This window comes from Atopobium sp. ICM42b (assembly GCA_000564995.1).
GTDB lineage: Bacteria > Actinomycetota > Coriobacteriia > Coriobacteriales > Atopobiaceae > Lancefieldella.
In genome coordinates, this window is the sequence record JDFH01000007.1 from 35,133 (window position 1) to 51,040 (window position 15,908).

Here is a 15,908-nt window from a genome sequence, read left to right on the forward strand (position 1 = left end):
ACATAAATTAGAATCAAACTAAACAACAACTAAAAATCCCGTATCAAAAGGATTTTCATGATTATTTTGCTTCCTCCATCATCAGGAAAAACCGCTCCCACCTCGGGACCTTCTCTTAATCTTTCATCACTTTTGTTTGGTTCTGAACTCACCAGCTGTCGAGAAGAACTCATCAAGGACTTACACCAGGTATGTTCCCACGCAAACGCAGCTCAGATGCTTAAAATTGGTCCTAATACCGTCGGTGACATAGCCGACAACCTAGACGTCTATGAAGCTCCAACCACAACCGCGCTCAATCTCTATACTGGCGTACTTTTTGAAGCTGCAAAATTTAACCAAACACTTGAAAACGCCACGTTAGAAAACACGCAGAAAACAGTCACATTACCAGCAGATATCCTTAACTCAGAAATCATGATTTTCTCTGGTCTCTGGGGAGTTGTAAGACCGCACGATCTTCTCCCCAACTATAGACTGTCTGCCTCAATCAAGCTGCCCACCGTTGGTACCGTTGCAACTTACTGGAAAAAGCAGCTTAATCCCCTGTTAAACGCCGCTCTGAAGGATCAAATAGTTGTGGATTGCCGCTCGGGAGAATACAGAAAGATGTGGACGCCATCGGCAAAGCACCCTAGCGAGTTGTTGCAAGTTGTTGTTCAGCGAGAAGATCCTAGTACGGGAAAGCGCAGTGTTGTATCGCATAACGCAAAACATATGCGTGGTGTACTCGCAGGTGCCCTCTTTGAGCAGCGAGCAAACGGAAAGCTCTCTGAAGAAGTCAGCGTGTCTCAAATTGTAGAAATTGCAAGCAATCTACCAAGCGTCATTGACGTTGACGTAAGCACAGCAAATGCTTCTGGAGAAGCAACGCTTACGCTAGTCACTGCTCAAAACTAATAGGCTTAAGCGTTCTTAGTGCTAGTCTTTTGAGCTTTCTTTATCTGTCTCATCAGCCATTGGAACGCCATAACTACAACAATTGTGACTGCAAAAACAAAGATGCCTCGTACAAAAGCATTTCCAAGCAAACTGTATGGGAATCGACCAAGTCTTAGTCCCAAGAAGTTAATAACAGGAATCTGGAACAGATAAACTCCTAAAACACCAGCAGATACCGTGCTGATGCGCTTCTTGGTACCATCGGAAAGCTCCTGCAGACTTGGTTCAAGGTTCAGCACAAACAAGAACAAAGATGCCGCTTGTACTACACAAAGGAAGTTTTTGATAGTAATGGGATAACTCTGATATGTCATTTCTGGCGTCAGTGGGGTTCCAAAGTTGTTAGCAATAAGTCCCCAGCCAAACATGGACGCAGATGAAAGTAAGAAAATTACAGCAAGCACAAGATTGTTTTTAGTAAATTTTGGAAGTTCGTCGTAATACGTCTTAACATAATAACCCAGCAGATAGTAGAAAAGGCCATCGCTGTTAAACGCAGCCCATCTAAACAGCTGATCAAAGTAAACACCGCGAACGCCAATGAACTCAAGTAGCGGCAATCCAAAGCTCACAAAGAGCGTAAGCGCCATAACATATAGCAGGGTTTCCTTCTTTTGAACTACCAAAGAAAGCACAGGTGTCAAAAGATACAGATACAAAATGGTATAGATAAACCAAAGTGTGCTGTTTACGTTATTGGTTAGAAAGCGCTTCACAAAATCAGCAATGCTGGCGCTCGCAGCAAATTCCTCTGCACCCCAAAACTTTGTAGGAAAAAGCACATACATCAAATACACCGTTATGCTGCCAAAAATGAGCGCCATCAGCGTCTTTCTTGCGCGCTTCATAAAAAATGTCTTTGTGGAGTATTTGCTTCTATACCCAAGCAAATTCATACCACTCAGCATAAAAAAGATGGGTACCGCGTAAATAAACGCTGCTTGCAGAGCTAAAGAGAAGGCCCAAGTTTTTGTGTGGGCAAGCGAGAATACATTAAGCGAGGTATGTAGCATAACAACAGCAATACCTGCCAAAATGGTAAGAACATCTGCAAAAACAAAGCGCTTCTTGGTAGCAATTGCTTTTGAAGAAACTGTAGCTTTTTCCACGGACTTCTCCCCAAATCAATCAAACTTCATCTATGCTTAGTATACGAAAAGTACCAGCAGGAAAGAGGCATCATGGCAAATGTCGTTGACTATCTACACTGGCGCGGCGATCTGACGTTTGAGAATGACCCTTTTAACAACGTCGATAACCTGATTCTCTCAATCCTTTCCTATCTGGGATTTGGCGGCATAGTGCCTTCTGAGCGTAGCGAGAAACGCATTCTGCTTGGTGACGCTTGCGCCAAAATGCTGAAGAAACTCGATGACGATCCGTCTCTTATCACGGGATTTTCTCGCGTTGACGGAACCTTCCTTGAAGCACTGGTCAACGCTCCCCGCTTTGCCAACATTGAACTTGGTCGCTATGTAGACCGCATTAATGTCGAGAAAAACCTGCAGTTTGCAGCATTTACCGCCTATCTTCCTACAGGACAGATGTTTGTTTCTTTTAGAGGAACTGACGGTACCCTGGTTGGCTGGCGAGAAAACCTTAACCTTAGCTTCCAGGTTACGTCCGCTGATAAGTCGGCGGCACTATACCTTGAGAAACGTATTCGCGAACACCTTGCAGCAGGCAATAGCACTACCTGCGCAAATGTTATGGTTGGTGGCCACTCTAAGGGCGGCAACCTTGCGGCATACGCAGCAATAGTCTGTCCTGAAGAGCTGCTTGGCGCAATTGATCGCGTCTGGAGTAACGACGGTCCTAACATGTGTCCAGAAATTCTTCCCACCACAGCCCACAAGGTGCTTGGAGATAAATACATCAGAATTTTGCCTGAGTTTAGTGTAGTTGGCATGATTTTTGATGATCCTGCTGTTCCAAAGCTCATCGTAAAAAGCTCCGAGACAGGTATGATGGCTCACGACGGTGTTTCATGGCAGGTCATGCGCGACACCTTTGAGTTTGCTGACGACTTCCAGCCGGAATGTAAAAAGATTAACGAGGCGTTTAGCAACTGGTATAAAGAACTCCCCCTCTCCGATCGTGAGCACTTTACTAACGAGCTCTTTGACGCCCTTTCGGCAGGCGGAGCAGTCTATTTCAGCGACATTATTAGCTCGCCCGCAAACTTACAGCCTGTTGTTGCGGCACTCACTAAAACAGAAAAGCAAACCAAAGAAGTCTTTTTTGACCTCCTTGGTTCGCTTGTCAATGCATCCGCAACATCTTTGATTGAAAACATTACTGAGTCTTCCCAGATTTCTCAGCTAACTTCTGCTATCTCAGAAAGCTTTGCCAAACTGGATAAAGCCCAGAAGGAACTTAGGAAAGGTTCTCCTTCTTCAAACCAGTAAGGCTAATCACAATTGAAGAGACAATTGAGATAACTATTGATCCCAGGATAGCGGTGCCTAAAGAATCAATAGCAACGCCCGCATGCAGCAAATTCCTAGAAATAAAACTTGAAAGCTCAAGCATAAAAGCATTAATAAAGAGCGAGAAAATACCTAGGGTCAGCACATTAATAGGCAATGAGAGTAGCTTAACAACAGGCTTAATGCCCGTGTTAACTGCTGCAAGCACCAACGAGAACAGAATAGGACCTGCCCACGATCCTCCCACAATAGTTAGACCTGGAATTAAGGTGCAGGCCACCAACGTAGCAACAGTAGTTACAAGCCATGTTGCAACAAATGTCATACTAACCTCTCTTTGAAAAAAGCCCGGCAAAGCCGGGCTTGACGTGCACAGTATGTAGCCGTTAGCTTACTCGCCGAAGCCGCTGTCAACAAGAGCAACGAGAGCGTCAAGGGCTGCCTGCTCGTCAGCGCCGTCGCATGCAATCTCAATCTTGGTGCCAGTACCAAGGCCAGCAGCAAGAATCATCATGATGGACTTAGCGTTAACTGGTGCGGAGTCCTTGTCAACATTCTTGATGGTGACGTTGCTCTCAAACTTCTTTGCCTCAGAAACAAAGACGGATGCTGGACGAGCGTGAAGACCAGTTGCATTGATGATAGTAGTCTGCTTTGAAACCATAAGTGGACTCCCCTTCCGGAAACCAAAAATCTACTCGAGAGTTATTCTCGATTAATCGTTACTATCGTAACAAAACATAACGTATTATATCCAATCTTATTTCCAGAAAGAACCAAATTAGACTATGATTTGCTCAAAAACAGGGTAAAAATAAAAAGTCGGAACTCTTGTAGGAGGTTCACCATGGCTGAAAACGATATCCAAAACTCAAAACCTGAGGAATTGGACACGATAGATACTCAAGTAACCACTTCTAATGAGCAGAATGAGTCTGCAGACACACCTGAACCCAGCAAATCCCAGGACATTCAAAAGATTGCCAAGGACACTACTCAGGTTGTAGCAAAAGGTGTTAGCAGCGCATTTGAGAGCGCCACAACCGCTGTTGCAGAAGGTTTCCAGGCTACCAAAGAAGTCCACAACGCTGCCAAAGAGACAAACTCTGCAAAGCAAGAGCTTAAGCAGATGCAAGAACACCTTGCTCAAGACAAACAAGATCTAGAACACAGAGACTACGTACAGAGCTCATTTGACCAGATTATCGCTGAGCAAGAGAAAATTTTTGCAGAAACCGCTCAGGTCATGAGTGATCAATCTACGCAAGTGGATCTTCTCACGGTTAAGAAAAACCAGCTTATTCAGAAGCTTGAACAGCAAAAAGTTGACGACGAAGCAAAGATTAAGCCTTACAAAGAAGTTGCTGCCACAGCAAAAGGCAGGCTAGATGATATCTCAAAGACAATCTCTGAGGCGCAGCGTGGTGTCAAAAACGCCGAGGCTCAGCTTAAAGAAGTTACCGAGAAACGCGATGCTGCTGTAGCGTCTGCAAATAAAGCACTGGAAAACTCCCAGGCAAGACAGCTTTCTCTGAGAGAAGAGCTTGCTGGTCTTAAGACAGACCCTGCCGCTAATCACGATGCAATTGTTCGCATTGAGGAAGACCTTAAGTCAGAGCTTGCTCGTGCAGAGCAGGCCCAAAAGCAAGTTGAGGAACTACAGAACTCTTTCCAGTCTTCACTTGAGATGGCACAAACGCATTACTGGACCCAGGGCAAATCGTTGGAGTCCTCAGAGTCTTCTATTGATGCAGCTCGCAAAGATTATGAGCAGAAACAGCAAGAATATGACGCCGTAGTAGCTGAGGCTAATGCTCGTCAGAGGATTCTAAGCAAAGATATAGAGGGTCTTGAAGAGAAAATTAAGACAGCCAAGGAGATCTTTAACGAAGCAGCAGATAAACATGATGAAGCACAGTCGATTATTGACGATGCTAAAGAAATTCATGCAACACCAGAAATTACTGAGGAGCTCAGAAAGTCTGTTGACGAGCAGGTAATTAACATCAATACCAAGCAGCTCACCCTTAAAGAGCTTATTACTGGCGAGAAAATCCTTCGAGAGACAACTCGTGGTCAGCGCATTGGCTTCATCATTGTTGTTCTTGGCATGATAGCGATTCTTGCGTCTTTTGTTTGGCTGATTTTTAACTGGTAATTTAGTCTTTGCCCAGACAAATCATCGTATGAAAAAGTGCTCACAATACTGTGGGCACTTTTTCTACATCTAAACTCTCAAGTTAAACGTAAGGGTCATGGTCACGTAACCAAACTCGCTAAATGATGATCATGGCATCACCAAATGACAAGAAGCGGTACTTCTCGTCAATGGCACTTTGATAGGCGTCCATAATCTGCTCGCGCGTTGCAAAGGCAGAAACAAGCATCATCAAAGTTGAACGTGGAACATGGAAGTTGGTCACCATAGTATCTACCACGTGGAATGTAGAGCCTGGCATCAGGTACAGATTAGTAGTTGCATTCTCTCGAGCAACCATATCGCCTTTATGAGTCACTGCAGCAGAGTCTTCTGCCTCCTCAAAGCGACGGGCAACAACAGGAGGCTCAGCTGAAGGAATCTGATTATCCCAAGCACTTTCAAGCGAGCGAACACTGGTAGTACCAATGGCAATAACCTTATGACCAGCGGCTTTGGTAGCCTTTACTGCTTCTACAACTTCTGGAGCTACGTGGTAGCGCTCGGTATGAATGACGTGCTTAGTAGGATCGTCCTCTGTTACCAACCTGAAGGTATCAATACCCACCTCTAGCTCAACAGATGCCCACTGAACACCCTTTGCTTTGATGGTTTCAATGAGCTCAGGAGTAAAGTGAAGACCCGCGGTAGGAGCTGCAGCAGAATGCTCGTCCTGCATAGCGTAGACCGTCTGGTACTTCTCTGGGTCTCCCTCGTACTGTGTAATATACGGAGGCAGTGGAACGTGGCCCGCCTCATGAATAGCCTCATCAAGGGTACGGTCTCCCTGTGCTTCAAAACGCACCAGGCGACCTCCCCTGTTGTCGTCAACAAAGTCCACAATGGTGCCCGTCAACACAACAGGAGCTGAGTCAGGAGCATGCAAGCCACCTGCACGGTATTCAATTACTGCGCCAGGCTTTAGACGCTTACCAGGATTTACCAGACACTCCCATACGCCACCAAGAGCATCAATATCTTCTCGACGTTTTAAAAGCAGCGTTTCTGAGACGCCGCCCGTATTTTGCTTTTTACCTACAAGGCGAGCTGGCATAACGCGCGTCTGGTTAACTACAACCAAATCACCCGGCTCAAGATACTCCACAATATCAGTGAAGTGCTTGTGCTCTATGCGGCCATCTTCTCTATGCAGCACCAAAAGCCTACAAGAGTCTCTTGGCTCAGCAGGAGCTTGTGCAATACGCTCTTCTGGAAGGTTGTAATCAAAATCGTCAGTTCGCATGACGTGCTGCCTTTCTTGCGTCACGAGCTTCATGACGCTCTATCTGAGCCTCGGCCGCAGAATATCTGCAACCGCAATAATTTTGTCGATACATACCAAGCTCACGAGACTCTTTTGTAGCCTCTGGGTAATACGGACGGAAATCTCTCCATACAGGCGTCAGTCCATGAGCATGCGCAATAGACACCAGCTCATCCTCGCACGCATCAAAAAGCTGATAGGGCGAGACAGCCAGTGTTGTAGAAACGTATTCAAACCCGCGCTCAGCCGCCACACGACAACTCTCTGCCAAGCGGATTGCGTAACAAGCACGACAGCGACGGTCTCGCTCAAATCCCTGAGGGGCCACAGCTCGCTCCCACTGCTCTCGCGGATCTCCTGCCACAATCACCTCAACATGAGCCTCTTCTTGAGCCCACGTAAGTAAGGTTTGAAGACGCTTATCATGCTCCTCAACAGGCTGAATATTAGGATTAGTCCAACAGATGGTTGGCTCAAAACCTTCTTCCCTCAGATGTTTTAAGGGCTCAAGTGAGCACGGACCACAGCATGCATGGAGCAGCAGCGGTGTTCCCGGCTCTACTGAAAGAGTCTCAATTGACTGAAGCATGTTTGAAGCCATTAGTTCTTCTCGCCTTGTGCCTTATAACATTTCCAACCTACTATAGCGCAGGCAGCAAGGCATACAAAAATGGTAACAACGCTTGCTTCAATACCGTAGGCGCCACCCGAGATAAACTCAGATGCTGCAGGATACGCTGTTAAGAGCGTGGTAGGAAGAAGCGTAGTGGTAACCGAGATGCCCAGAATAGGGCCGGTTACAAAGTTCCAAATAAAGTGCATAGCAATGGTCATGAGCAGATTATCGGTAAGCCAAAACACCAAGCCATAAAGAATGCCCATCAAAAAGACTGAGATTGCTGCGGCAATAGAGATGTTAGGCGTTAGTCCATACGTTGCGGTAAAGAGCACTGCTTGAAGCACAAGCGCTACAGGGAAAGAACTCTTAGCTGCAACACCAGTTTGTAGGTAACCTCTAAACAAGATTTCTTCTGCTGCGGACTCAATAAGGGTTGCCACAAGTAAGAAGAGAGCAGCAAAAATGTTATAGGAAGCGTTGAAGTTAAAATCAAAGCCTTCAATGAGCATGATAGAGCCAAAGGTAAACAGCACCATCAAAAAGCCAAAGGTAACTCCGCGCATAAATCCTGGCCAGGAGCTTACTCGAAGACCCAAAGACCTAAAATCTCGCTTATTGACGCGGGCAATCCACACAAGAATCAAGCCGCCTGCCAACATGCTTCCTAGAAGACCCAACACGGCTGGAAGGATGTCATTGGGTGGGAGCTCTCCCATAACCATCAGCGGAATATGACACACAAACATAAGCAAAAGTGCAAGGTCAGCCACAAGGAAGGGCGTCACCACAGACTTTGGTGGATCCTTTAGAACAAACTCAAGGCTTGTCTTTGGCTTTTTTCTTCCCACAAACTCTCCTTACATAATTTCTACTCACTATAGTATCGACTTCTGAATCTATTCGTGTAGTGAATCAAAAAAGATTAGAATAAGAAGATAATTTGCGTAATCTACTAATTCCAACTGCGAGGTATCCATGGCCGAAAGCTACGACATGAACAACCGCCCTCATTTTCCTAAGCGCGCTGTCATTACCGGTGGTATGCCCTACGGTAATAAGAATCTCCACTTTGGACACATTGCGGGCGTCTTTGTCCCAGCAGATTTCTTTGCTCGTTTCTTAAGAGATCGAATTGGCCAGAAAAACGTTTTGTTTATCTCGGGAACTGATTGCTATGGCTCTCCTATTGCAGAGGGCTATCGCAAAAAGGTTGAAGAAGAGGGCTACGAGGGTACCATCCTTGATTACGTTAATCATAATCACAACCTGCAGAAAAGCGCTCTTAACGCCTACAATATCTCGCTTGATTTCTACGGCGGTTCCGCGCTAGAACCCGCCGCAAAGATCCACGAAGAGATGGCTGACAGCATCATGCACCGCCTCTACGAGCGCGGTAAACTCTCCAAGCTCTCAACTAAACAGTTTTACGATACCGAGGCTCACACATTCCTTAATGGTCGCCAGGTCAATGGACGTTGCCCTATTAAGGGCTGCAAGTCAGAGAAGGCTTATGCAGAAGAATGCGACCTGGGTCATCAGTTCAACCCAGAGGAGCTCATTGCCCCTATTTCGCAGCTCACCGGCACCACGCCAGAGCTTCGTCCTGCACCAAGCTGGTACTTTGACCTGCCACAATACAAAGAGTTTCTAAACAACCTGGTAGAAAAGTGGAAGAACAACCCACAGATTCGCTCAGTTGTTACCTCTACCGTTCAAGAGACTCTGACCGAGCCTATTATCTACATTCAAAATTCCTACCGCCAAGACTTTGACGGCGTTGCCTCTTCCCTCCCAGCTCATAATGTCATTGAGCCAGAAGGTAACGCTTCTTCCTTCTCTGTTGTTTTTGAAAACTGGCAAGATAGAGATGAAGCTCGCGAGAAACTCAAAGAGGCTGGAATCCGCTTTAGAACAAGCAAGACGCTTTTGCCTTACCGTATGACGGGCAACATTTCTTGGGGCCTTAAGTCTCCAGACATTGAAGATCTCAAAGACCTTACCATCTGGGTTTGGACTGAGTCTCTCTGGGCTCCTATCACCTTTACACGCGCTGCTCTTTCTGAAGACGCTAGCAACGGTGGTTCTCGCTACTCTTCTGACGAGTGGCGCGATTGGTGGTGCAGTGACGATGCTGCTGTCTACCAGTTCATTGGTCAGGACAACATCTTCTTCTACTGCATTGTCCAGAACCCGCTGTGGGATGCACTTGATTGGGGTCTTATCACCGATACTCCCGTTGCTAACTACCACATTCTCTTCATGAACAAGAAGGCTTCCAGCTCTGGTGCTATCAAGCCTCCAATGGCTGAAGAGCTCCTTGAGTTCTACACTCCAGAGCAGCTTCGCGCTCACTGGCTCTCACTTGGCCTTGATCAGCGTGCCGTGTCCTTCTCGCCAAAGGCTTTTGACACCTCTGTATCCAGGAAGGGCAAAGACGGCGAGCCAGATCTTCTGGTAAAGGATGACCCTCGCGTTGTTGATCCAGCGCTCAAGGAGTCAGCATTTCTCACTAACATCTTTAACCGCATGGCTCGTAGCTGCCTGTATGGTGCAGCCAATGCGTGTGGTGGTCACCTGCCCATCAGTGAGCCTCACCAGGAAGTTATCGATGCTGCTCAAGAGGTTCTGCTGAAGTACGAGCAGCTTGCATACGGCTTTGACGCACACTCTGCACTTGCCGCTGTTGATGAGTATGCTCGCGCAGAAAACAAGCGTTGGGGCGAGGCTTCCAAGGCCGCTCAGGGCAATGACGAGGCCTACGACCAGGCACTTGCTGATGCATTCTATGCGCTCAAGACCATCACACTGCTTATGCACCCGGCTGTTCCGGAAGGCTGCGAGCGCATTGCAGATGCTCTCAACTTCCCACATGAGGAGTTCTTCTCTTGGGAGAACGCCTTTATGGGTCCAAAAGAGCTTGCGGCAAAACTTGGCCAGAGCGCAGAGGAGCACCAGCTTGAAGAGCTTCCTCCTCGCTTTGACTTCTTCAAAGCACATCCCAGCCAGAAGAATTAAAACGCGCAGCTAGGAGCATACGTGGTTGAGTTTCCGCCCGTCTACCGCCCAAAACCTTATAGCAAGCCAACAGCACACCTGAAGAGCCATCTTCAGGTGTTGCTTGATGACGGCGCAGAAATTGCAACGTTTGTCTACACTCCCCACACCTCTGCTGGCGAGAAACCCTGTGAAGACCTCGCTTCAACTGCGGCTTATTTGGCGTCTGTTCCCGATGATACGTTTGCAACTCCCATTGTTTTTCTCCACGGAAATGGAGAAGAGCACGGAATTTTTGGCACCATCATTGATGAAGTATGCAGCCGCGGTTACATCGCAATTGGTATTGATTCAAGAGATCAGGGTTTAAGCACCCGAGGAACTGCCGCCTTTACCTACGAGCAGATGGCAGAAGATGCGTATGTTGTCCTGAGGCAGCTTGGTATTTCATCTGCACATATTGTGGGCTTTTCTGACGGAGCTATTCTTGGTCTTCTTCTGGCACGTGACTATCCAGACGTAGTTGCCTCCCTCGTATCTATCGGAGCAAATCTTGAGCCTGACACGTTAGGTGATATGACCTGGCTCTATGAAAGTATCAAGGGCAATAAACGTTGGGCAGCTCAAGGTTGGGAAGGTGCTGTTCTAGAAGATGGCTATCCCGTTCCCTCGCCTGCTGAGGCGGCTCGTATTGCAGAGCATTTGGAACTCATGGTAGATAACCCTCATATTGACCCCGCGTCCCTTGAACACATCTCCGTTCCTGTTGTTGTCATGGCAGGAGAGTACGACGAGATTTATCCAGAGGAAACTCGCCGTATTGCTGAGGCAATTCCTACCGCTCGACTTCTCTTCATTCCAGGATGCCCTCACAATGTTCCCAAGGTGTCTCCTGGTGCGGTGGTGAGAAGAATTTTTGCAAATTTTGCCTATCTTTAAGAACGGCACTGAAACTTTAAGTAATTTACCTGCTTTTATTTCAAGAAAATAAAACTTCGGTACTTAATTGTTAAGTACCTTGCTATCTCAGGATTTTTGAGTAAAATACCTAGCAAGAATTATTTCTGTTACGGGAGGTGCTCATGCATCAAGCATCAACCTCACCTACTCAAGAGATGCACATTATTCGCAATCTTGGCCATCTAGGTCATTATCTTTACATCACGCGCGGATGTCGTGGCGGTCAACAATTTATTTTGACTGCGCTCTATCGTGATGGAGATATGACCCAAAAAGATCTTCTCGCCAAGACAAAGAATACATCTGCATCTCTTTCAGAAATGGTGAGCAAACTTGAAGCAAAAGGTCTTGTTGAACGTACGCGCGTAGACAAAGATCGCAGACAAACACTTCTTTCTTTGACAAAAGAAGGTCGAAAACAAGCAAAAGAAGCTCAAGAGGCCATCGAGTCATTTGAAGCACAGGCTTTGTCGGTTCTTTCAGATGAAGAAAAAGTTACATTCTGCGCATATCTAGATCGTTTAGTTGAACATTGGGACACAATTAACAGAGATGAGAAAGGAGAAAAAGCATGTCAGAAGAAGTAACTTCAACTGAAGAACTTGAAAGCATGGTTGAAACATCTGAAGCAGATACTACCTTGGCTCCCTCTACCCTGACAGGTATTGTAGATGTCAGTAATCTTTCCATTAAAGAGATTGCTTTAGTGCTTTCAAAGAGTATCGGTGAATTCAAAAGAGACACTATCCTCACTCCTCTCTTTGTGTTAATTGAGACCATCTTAGAAATCCTCATTCCTTTTAGAACAGCCAATCTTGTTGATACGCTTCGTACGGGGGCAGAACTAAACGCTGTCATTCAGTCTGGCGCTGTTCTTGCTGCTATGGCAATGCTGTCGCTACTGTTTGGAACACTATCCGGTATTTCTGTTGCCAAAGCATCCACGGGCTTTGCACGCAATCTTCGTCGTGATATGTTCCGTAATATCCAAAATTTCTCGTTTACCACTATTGATGCATTCTCTTCGTCATCGTTAGTAACACGCCTTACTACGGATATTTCTAACGTACAAATGGCATTTATGATGCTCATCCGCATGGCCGTTCGTGCTCCATTTATGTTTATTGCAGCGTTTATTGCCGGCTTTATCATGGGCGGCTGGCTTGCCATTATTTTTGTTGCCGTCATGCCTCTTCTAGGAATTGGCCTCTACTTCATTATTTCTAGAGTCATTCCTATTTTTAAAAAGGTATTTAAGAGATACGACGCACTCAATGAATCCGCTGAAGAAAACTTGGCTGGTATCCGCGTTGTTAAGTCATTTGTAAATGAAAACTTTGAGCGTCAGAAATTTGATAAAGCTTCAGAAGAGCTGCGCGAAGATTTTACAGCAGCCGAGAGGCTCATGGCTCTGAACTCTCCATTTATGAACTTCACTATTTACGTGCTGTTTGTCTTCATTCTGTACTTTGGCTCGTACCTGATTGTCTCTTCTCAAGGAACTGCATTTGGCGTTGGACAGCTTTCTTCGCTTATTACGTATGGCTTTATGATGCTTATGTCACTCATGATGCTTTCCTTTGTCTTTGCCATGATCATCATTGCAGAAGAAGGTGCTCGCCGCATCTGTGAGGTACTTCTTGCAACTTCCACTATTAACAACCCAGAAAATCCTCTGACCGAGGTTACAGACGGATCCATTGATTTTGAGAACGTTGGATTCTCCTATTCCGGTCCAGAGGGTCGAGAAGCCCTGTCTGGTGTAGATCTTCACATCAACTCTGGTGAGGTCATCGGTATCATCGGTGGTACCGGTTCTGCAAAGTCCACGCTGGTGCAGCTTATTCCTCGCTTATACGATGTAACCGCTGGTAGCGTTTCTGTTGGCGGACACAATGTCAAAGACTATGACATTGACACTCTTCGTGGTGCTGTTGCCATGGTTCTTCAGAAAAACGTTCTCTTTAGCGGTACCATCAAAGAGAATCTCCTGTGGGGTAACCCTGACGCTACCGATGAAGAGATTCTTGAGGCAGCTCGTCTTGCTCAGGCTGATAGCTTTGTTCAAACCTTCCCTGATAAATATGAGACTCATATCGAGCAGGGTGGCAACAACGTTTCTGGTGGTCAGAAGCAGCGACTCTGTATTGCGCGCGCACTGCTTAGACGTCCAAAAGTACTTATTCTTGATGACTCTACCAGTGCTGTTGATACAAAGACAGATTCTTTAATTCGCTCTGGTCTTAAAGATTTCTTGCCTGATACCACCAAGATCATCATTGCTCAGCGTACTTCCAGTATCGAAGAATCTGACAAGATTATTGTTCTGGATAACGGTCGCGTTAACGCAATTGGTACGCACGAAGAACTCCTGAAAGATAACCCAATCTACCGCGAAGTGTACTTCTCACAGAACAAGCAAAGTGTTGATGAAAATCAGTCTCAGGAAGGTGAGGTGACTTCTCATGAGTAGGGCAACAGAAACAAACAACACAAGACCAAAGCTTCCCGTGGGAAAAATTCTTACTCGAACCATTAAAATGCTCTGGGAGTTCTATCCTGTCCTTCTCCCTATAGCACTCCTTGGTGCTGTTATCCAAGCAATTATGCAGTCACTCCCAAGTGTCTTCTTGGAACGAATCCTCTCTATCATCTCTAACTTTATTGATACTGGTGACTGGAGTTCTGCTGAAGGCTTAGTCTTCCAGAACGTAGCTCTTCTCGCCACCTTCTACGTCATTGGACTTCTTGCGAATATCATCTCTACCCAGGGTATGGCTATTGTCACCCAGGGAGCTCTGCAAAAATGGCGTTCAAAGATGTTCTCCCATATGCAGGACTTGCCTATTAGGTACTTTGATACGCACCTCAATGGCGACATCATGAGCTATTACACCAATGATATTGACGCAATGCGCCAGATGATTGGCACCAGTCTTCCAAACCTCCTCTTTACCTCTGTGGTTATCATCGCAGTAGTATTCATCATGTTTTACTACAGCGCACTTATGGCCATGGTCGTTCTGTTTGGCTTCTCTTTGATGGGTCTTGCTACTAAAAACCTTGGCGGTAAGTCCGCAAAAAACTTTGTTAAGACTCAGAAAACTACCGCAGATGTTGAGGGTCACATTCAGGAAATGATGAATGGCGAGAAGATCGTTAAGGTCTTTAGTCATGAGGCAGAAACTATTGAATCATTTGACAAAATCAACGATGAGCTGATGGTTGTTGCAAGAAATGCAAATCTTTATGCCAACACGCTTATGCCTATCCTCAACAATCTGGGCAACATTATGTACGTTGTAGTTGCTGTAGTTTCTGGTGTGTTTATTGCTCTGAACATTCAAAACGTTTCTTTGTCTGGACTGCCTTTCACCATTGCTGTAGCTGTCCCCTTCCTCAACATGACACGTCAGTTCTCCGCTCAGATCAACCAGATTTCTAGTCAGATTAACTCTGTTGTTATGGGTATCGCTGGTGCTAACCGAGTTTTTGAGCTACTTGATGAACCAGTAGAGACTGAAGAAGGTTACGTTACTTTAGTCAACGCAGAAACCATTGACGGTAAAGTTCAGGAAGCTGAATACCGCACCGGTTACTGGGCTTGGAAGTATCCACACAGTGACGGCACGGTTACTTACACCCCTGTTAAGGGAGACGTTCGCCTCTTTGATGTTGACTTTGGCTACGAGCCTGGCCACACCGTGTTGCATGATATTTCTCTTTATGCAAAACCTGGTCAGAAGGTTGCCTTTGTTGGCGCAACAGGTGCTGGTAAAACAACCATTACTAACCTGCTCAACCGCTTCTATGACATTGAAGACGGCAAGATTCGCTATGACGGCATCAACATTAACAAGATTAGAAAGAGCGCTCTTCGTCGTGCTCTCGGTATTGTTCTGCAAGACGTCAATCTCTTTACAGGTACCGTCTTGGATAACATCCGCTACGGCCGTCTTGATGCTACTGATGAGGACTGCGTGAAGGCCGCAAAACTTGCTGGTGCCGATGACTTTATCAGACGTCTTCCAGAGGGTTACCACACTATGCTTAAGGACAACGGCAGCGCCCTCTCCCAAGGACAGCGCCAGCTCATCTCCATTGCCCGCGCTGCGGTTGCAGATCCACCCGTCATGATTCTGGACGAAGCTACCTCCAGCATTGACACACGTACTGAAGCAATTGTCCAGCGTGGTATGGACGCTCTGATGTACGACCGCACCACCTTTGTTATTGCTCACCGTCTTTCTACGGTTAGAAATGCAGATGTTATTGTCGTACTTGACCACGGTCGCATTATTGAGCGCGGTACACACGACGAACTTCTCGCCAAGCGAGGAACGTACTACCAGCTCTACACAGGAGCCTTTGAGCTTGAGTAACGTCTGACACGTAAAACGCCTTGTCATCGAACTGCCTCCCATTTCTTATGTCCAAGAAATGGGAGGCAGTTCATATGCGGGGGATTATGATTCTGCAGCGTGTTAGCGTCGGCTTTTAGGC

Annotated in this window: 14 protein-coding genes; 8 read left to right on the forward strand and 6 right to left on the reverse strand. The window is 46.3% G+C overall.

All coding sequences use genetic code 11. From position 1 onward, the window contains the following. Positions 1–57: 57 nt before the first annotated feature. Positions 58–900, forward strand: coding sequence for a YaaA family protein (locus HMPREF1493_RS02995; RefSeq protein ID WP_035427750.1), 843 nt, complete (start codon positions 58–60; stop codon positions 898–900). Between the two features lie 5 nt (positions 901–905). Here the strand turns inward: HMPREF1493_RS02995 and HMPREF1493_RS03000 are convergent, their stop codons facing one another. Further along, the gene (locus HMPREF1493_RS03000; protein ID WP_051485237.1) at positions 906–2,051 is read right to left on the reverse strand and encodes an acyltransferase; all 1,146 of its coding nucleotides are present in this window, start codon (positions 2,049–2,051) and stop codon (positions 906–908) included. Between the two features lie 72 nt (positions 2,052–2,123). Between HMPREF1493_RS03000 and HMPREF1493_RS03005 the strand changes: the two genes are divergently transcribed. Further along, on the forward strand, positions 2,124–3,350 hold the full coding sequence (locus tag HMPREF1493_RS03005; protein WP_035427751.1) for an Mbeg1-like protein: 1,227 nt from the start codon (positions 2,124–2,126) through the stop codon (positions 3,348–3,350). Here the strand turns inward: HMPREF1493_RS03005 and HMPREF1493_RS03010 are convergent. Together HMPREF1493_RS03010 and HMPREF1493_RS03015 are read right to left on the reverse strand one after the other, a co-directional pair. Next, positions 3,319–3,696, reverse strand: coding sequence for a phage holin family protein (locus tag HMPREF1493_RS03010; protein WP_035427752.1), 378 nt, complete (start codon positions 3,694–3,696; stop codon positions 3,319–3,321). The genes HMPREF1493_RS03005 and HMPREF1493_RS03010 overlap by 32 nt on opposite strands. Positions 3,697–3,762: 66 nt before the next feature. After that, a complete protein-coding gene (locus HMPREF1493_RS03015) occupies positions 3,763–4,035 on the reverse strand; it encodes an HPr family phosphocarrier protein (protein WP_035427753.1) in 273 nt (90 codons plus the stop codon). A 183-nt stretch (positions 4,036–4,218) separates the two neighbouring features. Here HMPREF1493_RS03015 and HMPREF1493_RS03020 point away from each other — a divergent pair, with 183 nt between their 5' ends. Next, entirely contained in the window at positions 4,219–5,529 is a 1,311-nt protein-coding gene (locus HMPREF1493_RS03020) for a coiled-coil domain-containing protein (RefSeq protein ID WP_035427754.1), read from the forward strand. Between the two features lie 118 nt (positions 5,530–5,647). Here HMPREF1493_RS03020 and queA read toward each other — a convergent pair whose 3' ends face one another. Genes queA through HMPREF1493_RS03035 form a run of 3 tightly spaced genes read right to left on the reverse strand, consistent with a single transcriptional unit; the run spans position 5,648 to position 8,299 of the window. After that, the gene (gene queA, locus HMPREF1493_RS03025) at positions 5,648–6,811 is read right to left on the reverse strand and encodes a tRNA preQ1(34) S-adenosylmethionine ribosyltransferase-isomerase QueA (RefSeq protein ID WP_035427755.1); all 1,164 of its coding nucleotides are present in this window, start codon (positions 6,809–6,811) and stop codon (positions 5,648–5,650) included. Continuing rightward, positions 6,801–7,433 (reverse strand): epoxyqueuosine reductase QueH, encoded by a 633-nt coding sequence (locus HMPREF1493_RS03030; protein WP_232215494.1) that lies wholly within the window; start codon positions 7,431–7,433, stop codon positions 6,801–6,803. Before HMPREF1493_RS03030 ends, queA begins: the two co-directional genes overlap by 11 nt. Further along, on the reverse strand, positions 7,433–8,299 hold the full coding sequence (locus tag HMPREF1493_RS03035) for a CPBP family intramembrane glutamic endopeptidase (protein WP_035427756.1): 867 nt from the start codon (positions 8,297–8,299) through the stop codon (positions 7,433–7,435). The genes HMPREF1493_RS03030 and HMPREF1493_RS03035 overlap by 1 nt, the downstream gene beginning before the upstream one ends. A 127-nt stretch (positions 8,300–8,426) precedes the next feature. On the opposite strand from HMPREF1493_RS03035, the gene HMPREF1493_RS03040 reads away from it, so the two are divergent. The 5 genes from HMPREF1493_RS03040 to HMPREF1493_RS03060 all read left to right on the forward strand — a co-directional run bounded on the left by HMPREF1493_RS03040 (position 8,427) and on the right by HMPREF1493_RS03060 (position 15,787). Beyond that, positions 8,427–10,466, forward strand: a complete 2,040-nt coding sequence (locus tag HMPREF1493_RS03040) for a class I tRNA ligase family protein (RefSeq protein WP_035427757.1) — start codon at positions 8,427–8,429, stop codon at positions 10,464–10,466. A 21-nt stretch (positions 10,467–10,487) separates the two neighbouring features. Continuing rightward, the gene (locus tag HMPREF1493_RS03045; RefSeq protein WP_035427758.1) at positions 10,488–11,384 is read left to right on the forward strand and encodes an alpha/beta fold hydrolase; all 897 of its coding nucleotides are present in this window, start codon (positions 10,488–10,490) and stop codon (positions 11,382–11,384) included. A 143-nt stretch (positions 11,385–11,527) separates the two neighbouring features. After that, a complete protein-coding gene (locus HMPREF1493_RS03050; protein WP_035427759.1) occupies positions 11,528–11,992 on the forward strand; it encodes a MarR family winged helix-turn-helix transcriptional regulator in 465 nt (154 codons plus the stop codon). Next, positions 11,977–13,878: an ABC transporter ATP-binding protein gene (locus tag HMPREF1493_RS03055; RefSeq protein WP_051485238.1), complete on the forward strand. Its 1,902-nt coding sequence runs from the start codon at positions 11,977–11,979 to the stop codon at positions 13,876–13,878. Before HMPREF1493_RS03050 ends, HMPREF1493_RS03055 begins: the two co-directional genes overlap by 16 nt. Then, positions 13,871–15,787: an ABC transporter ATP-binding protein gene (locus HMPREF1493_RS03060; protein WP_035427760.1), complete on the forward strand. Its 1,917-nt coding sequence runs from the start codon at positions 13,871–13,873 to the stop codon at positions 15,785–15,787. Before HMPREF1493_RS03055 ends, HMPREF1493_RS03060 begins: the two co-directional genes overlap by 8 nt. Positions 15,788–15,908 lie beyond the last annotated feature (121 nt).

Bases quoted from the DNA above. Each gene is read 5' to 3' on its own strand.
- HMPREF1493_RS02995 (WP_035427750.1), top strand. From the start codon at position 58: ATGATTATTTTGCTTCCTCCATCATCAGGAAAAACCGCTCCCACCTCG.
- HMPREF1493_RS03005 (WP_035427751.1), top strand. From the start codon at position 2,124: ATGGCAAATGTCGTTGACTATCTACACTGGCGCGGCGATCTGACGTTT.
- HMPREF1493_RS03010 (WP_035427752.1), bottom strand. From the start codon at position 3,696: ATGACATTTGTTGCAACATGGCTTGTAACTACTGTTGCTACGTTGGTG.
- HMPREF1493_RS03015 (WP_035427753.1), bottom strand. From the start codon at position 4,035: ATGGTTTCAAAGCAGACTACTATCATCAATGCAACTGGTCTTCACGCT.
- HMPREF1493_RS03020 (WP_035427754.1), top strand. From the start codon at position 4,219: ATGGCTGAAAACGATATCCAAAACTCAAAACCTGAGGAATTGGACACG.
- queA (WP_035427755.1), bottom strand. From the start codon at position 6,811: ATGCGAACTGACGATTTTGATTACAACCTTCCAGAAGAGCGTATTGCA.
- HMPREF1493_RS03030 (WP_232215494.1), bottom strand. From the start codon at position 7,433: ATGGCTTCAAACATGCTTCAGTCAATTGAGACTCTTTCAGTAGAGCCG.
- HMPREF1493_RS03040 (WP_035427757.1), top strand. From the start codon at position 8,427: ATGGCCGAAAGCTACGACATGAACAACCGCCCTCATTTTCCTAAGCGC.
- HMPREF1493_RS03050 (WP_035427759.1), top strand. From the start codon at position 11,528: ATGCATCAAGCATCAACCTCACCTACTCAAGAGATGCACATTATTCGC.
- HMPREF1493_RS03055 (WP_051485238.1), top strand. From the start codon at position 11,977: ATGTCAGAAGAAGTAACTTCAACTGAAGAACTTGAAAGCATGGTTGAA.
- HMPREF1493_RS03060 (WP_035427760.1), top strand. From the start codon at position 13,871: ATGAGTAGGGCAACAGAAACAAACAACACAAGACCAAAGCTTCCCGTG.